Raw genomic sequence first — 3,666 nt, 5'->3', positions numbered from 1 at the left:
AGTATATTCAGATATAAAGAGAACTAAAAAAGGTGATAATGCAATCCGGAGAATTCATTTTCCTAGAATTGATTTGATTGAATATTCATTTATTGGAATTAATACTTTTGTTCCTGAAAATTATGAGGAACATCTTTGTATGCATTATGGTAAAGACTATATGATTCCAAATCCTCATTGGAAAGATTCAGATGCGCAACATACTGATATCTTTTATGGTAGAGAGATTAGAATTGAATTGTTTGATAAAAGTAAATAATAGTAGATAATACATGTTCTATCTATTTTTTTTTACTAATTGTGCTATTTTTGTTATATATACAAAGTAGGAAAAGACAATATTCTACTGTAGCGGGAATTTGTGTTCCTATTATTATAATTTTTGTTGTAATTTGTCGTTATAGAGTGGGGTATGACTATTTAACGTATTATACATTAATTGAAAATGAAGAAGAGGCACAGATTTTATACTTATTTTCTCCTTTAAGCATTGTTTGGGCAGAGATTGCTTTATATTTTGAATCTCCACAGATGTTATTTGTTCTTTTTGGGCTTCCAACATTTGCTCTTCTAATATTTACTTTAAAAAAATATTCAAAAGATTATGCGTTATCAGTAACTATTTTAATTTGTTTCTTCTTTTTTACATCACTCAGTATTATTCGACAAGCTTTGGCTTTGGCTATTTGTTTTTATGGTTATCGTTTTATAGTAAAACGTTCACTAATTAAATATATATTATGTATATTGATTGCAGCTTTATTCCATCCTTCTGCAGGAGTAGCGATTATTATATATTGGTTGCCATTTCTAAAGTTTAGATTAGTTGTATTATTATCTATAATATCAATAGTAGCCAAACCTTTATTTTTTTATATGCTAAATATATTAGGGGTGTATACCTCTTATCTTGACGGCAAGATGGATATTGAAGGTGGGAAATATACTCAATTAATATACTTTTTGTTGTTTATTATTTGTTTTGTTTTGGGAAGTAAAAACATAGATAAAAACAAGTGTAATTTATTTAATGTTTTATTGTTAAGTTTTGTTTTCGTATCTTTTTTAGGAGCTCATTTAGGCGGGAGAATAGCGTTTTATTTTAATATATATTATTGTTTGTTGATTCCTAAAGTGGTTAAAGGATTGGATGGACAACTAAGAGAGCAAGTGAAGCTTCTTTCTTATTTTCTATGTATTTCTTATTTCTTATTGTACCTATTCGTTCCATTCATAAAAGGTGTACCCTCATATTATATCCCATATAAGTTTATATTTTTCAAATAGTAAAATGTTGATATCTATAATTGTCCCTTGTTATAATTCTGAAAGATATTTGTCTGATTGTTTATTGTCTATATTGAATCAAACCTATGTTAATTGGGAGGTGATTTGTATAGATGATGGAAGTCAAGATAATACATTATCTATTTTAAATCATTACGCTACATTGGATGAGCGTTTTAAAATTATTTCTCAGTCTAATGCAGGAGTGTCTGTCGCAAGAAATAAGGCTCTATCCCAGTGTCAAGGAGAGTATATTTGCTTTGTTGATAGTGATGACCTGATAGAACCTAATTTTTTGATAACACTTTTACAGCTTATAAGTCATCAGGCTGATTTGGCAATCTGTGGTTTTACTCGTTCTATGGTTTTCTGTATGGATGATGCTCAAGGATATATAGAAATGAGTGGTAAACGTTGTATAGAAAGAATTATTCTAGATAAAAGTTTCAATCCTCAGATTTGTTGTATGTTATTTCGACATAATATTATAAAAGAGAAACAATTAGAATTTGTGATAGGGTGTACTCGTGGTGAAGATCGTGAATTTATATTGAAATATTTAGTTTATTCTAATAAGGTTTGTTATACAAACAATCTTCTTTATCACTATCGTGTAAATGATCAGTCAGCCATGGCAATCTTTTCTATTAAAAGTTTGACAAGTATAGAAGCTTCACAACGCACGGTCAACTACTATAAAAAAGTGAATTATTCTGTTAGAGGGCTTGAATTTGAATTTTCACGTACATTGTGGAAATTCATGATTTTAGCTATTTTGTCTGGGCAAAATGATTTATATCAAATCATTCGAGAAAAGTATGATCTAAAAAGACAAATGGAACATCTTTATTCTCATCCAGGACTATCCGAAAAACTTACAGCGAGATTGTTTGTTTGGAATGAGGCACTTTTTAAATGGGTATTTTCTATTATTAGATATCTATATAAAAAAAGATGGAGATGAATAAACGAAATAGATTATCTGAACAAGAAATAAAAAAAGTAGAACTTGACGCTTTATTGTATATTCGGAAAATTTGTCAGCAATATCATCTTCGCTATTATTTAGCTTGGGGTACTTTGTTGGGAGCCGTTAGGCATAAAGGATTTATTCCTTGGGATGATGATATTGATATAATGATGCCACGTTCAGATTATGAGCGATTATTGGAGTTAGTTCCTTCCTTGAGACATAGTTATTATAAAATCTTAAGTAATCCAAAGAATGAGGATTATTATTATACTCATGCAAAAATGATAGATACTCGTACTTTGTGTGTGGAAAATGATTTGCAAACTATTCAAAATATGGGGATTTGGGTTGATATTTTCCCCTTAGACGGTATGCCTGATAAATTTAAAATTCATTATTTTAAAATGCGTGTTTTGCATAGGATGAGGGCTTTGTCTGCACATCCTAAGATGCCTGAAACATCTTTTATGATGACTCCTATTATTTATTTAGCATGGAAGATCGTCCGTATCTTTGGTTTTCAGTTTTTTGTAAATAGGATGGAGCGATTGGCTCGAAAATATGCTTATGAATCATCAAATTATGTCTCTAATGTGGTAGAGCCGGAAGCTAAAATATGCATTTATAGAAAAGAGGTTTTTGACTCATCGTTATTATTATCTTTTGAAAAAGAAAGTTTTGAGGTCCCTATATTATATCAAGAATATTTAAAAAATACATACGGTGATTATATGCAATTGCCTCCAGTGGAAAAAAGGATTGGTCACTCTTTTGAAGCTTATTGGAAAATTTGAATATATGTGTTCCCTGTTTTTTTACTTTTCACATTTTATTATTAGTAATGATTTTGGTATCTGTTATAATTCCTTGTTATAATTCTGAAAGATATATTGTTCAATCAATAGAATCAGTTATAATGCAGACATTTCAACAGTGGGAAATGATTATTGTTGATGATTGTTCTACTGATAATTCTGCAGATATTATAAAAAAATATGAAGCAAAAGATTTTCGTATTAGATATTTAAAAACAAATGAACCCTCAGGTTCACCATCCATACCACGTAATATCGGAATAAGAGAAGCAAGGGGAAGATATATCGCTTTTTTAGATAGTGATGATATTTGGTTACCTAAAAAATTAGAGGAGCAGTTAAAATTTATAGATCAACCTAATGTAGCAATGGTTTTCTCAAATTTCGAGAAAGTAGATCAGGCAGGGAGGCGTACAAAGCGTAAAATTATTGCTCCTTCAGTGGTAGATTATCATTTATTATTGAGGGGGAATTGTATAGGCTGTCTGACTGTAATGTATGATACGGAAAAAGTAGGTAAAATGTATTTTAAGAATGTAAGGCATGAAGATTGTGCTTTGTGGCTTTCTATCTTAAAAAAAGGATATAAAG

At 29.7% G+C, this 3,666-nt stretch carries 5 protein-coding genes; all 5 read left to right on the top strand.

All coding sequences use genetic code 11. The annotated features are described in order from the left end of the window. Positions 1-259, top strand: a 259-nt coding sequence (locus ACLUJM_RS13190) for a hypothetical protein (RefSeq protein ID WP_412413016.1), incomplete at its 5' end; no start/stop codon positions are given. A gap of 50 nt (positions 260-309) precedes the next feature. Next, the gene (locus ACLUJM_RS13185) at positions 310-1,287 is read left to right on the top strand and encodes an EpsG family protein (RefSeq protein ID WP_182426925.1); all 978 of its coding nucleotides are present in this window, start codon (positions 310-312) and stop codon (positions 1,285-1,287) included. 4 nt (positions 1,288-1,291) lie between these two features. Continuing rightward, entirely contained in the window at positions 1,292-2,251 is a 960-nt protein-coding gene (locus ACLUJM_RS13180) for a glycosyltransferase family 2 protein (protein WP_072066637.1), read from the top strand. Continuing rightward, a complete protein-coding gene (locus tag ACLUJM_RS13175) occupies positions 2,248-3,054 on the top strand; it encodes a LicD family protein (RefSeq protein ID WP_158562603.1) in 807 nt (268 codons plus the stop codon). The genes ACLUJM_RS13180 and ACLUJM_RS13175 overlap by 4 nt, the downstream gene beginning before the upstream one ends. A gap of 47 nt (positions 3,055-3,101) precedes the next feature. After that, positions 3,102-3,666, top strand: a 565-nt coding sequence (locus ACLUJM_RS13170) for a glycosyltransferase family 2 protein (RefSeq protein WP_412413017.1), incomplete at its 3' end; no start/stop codon positions are given.

The sequence above is a fragment of the Finegoldia sp. genome, assembly GCF_046991905.1.
Taxonomy (GTDB): domain Bacteria; phylum Bacillota; class Clostridia; order Tissierellales; family Peptoniphilaceae; genus Finegoldia.
Note: the sequence above shows the minus strand (reverse complement) of the source record. Positions and strands in the feature narration are given on the sequence as shown.

Coding starts and splice junctions, on each gene's coding strand:
- ACLUJM_RS13180 (WP_072066637.1), top strand. CDS start 1,292: ATGTTGATATCTATAATTGTCCCTTGTTATAATTCTGAAAGATATTTG.
- ACLUJM_RS13175 (WP_158562603.1), top strand. CDS start 2,248: ATGAATAAACGAAATAGATTATCTGAACAAGAAATAAAAAAAGTAGAA.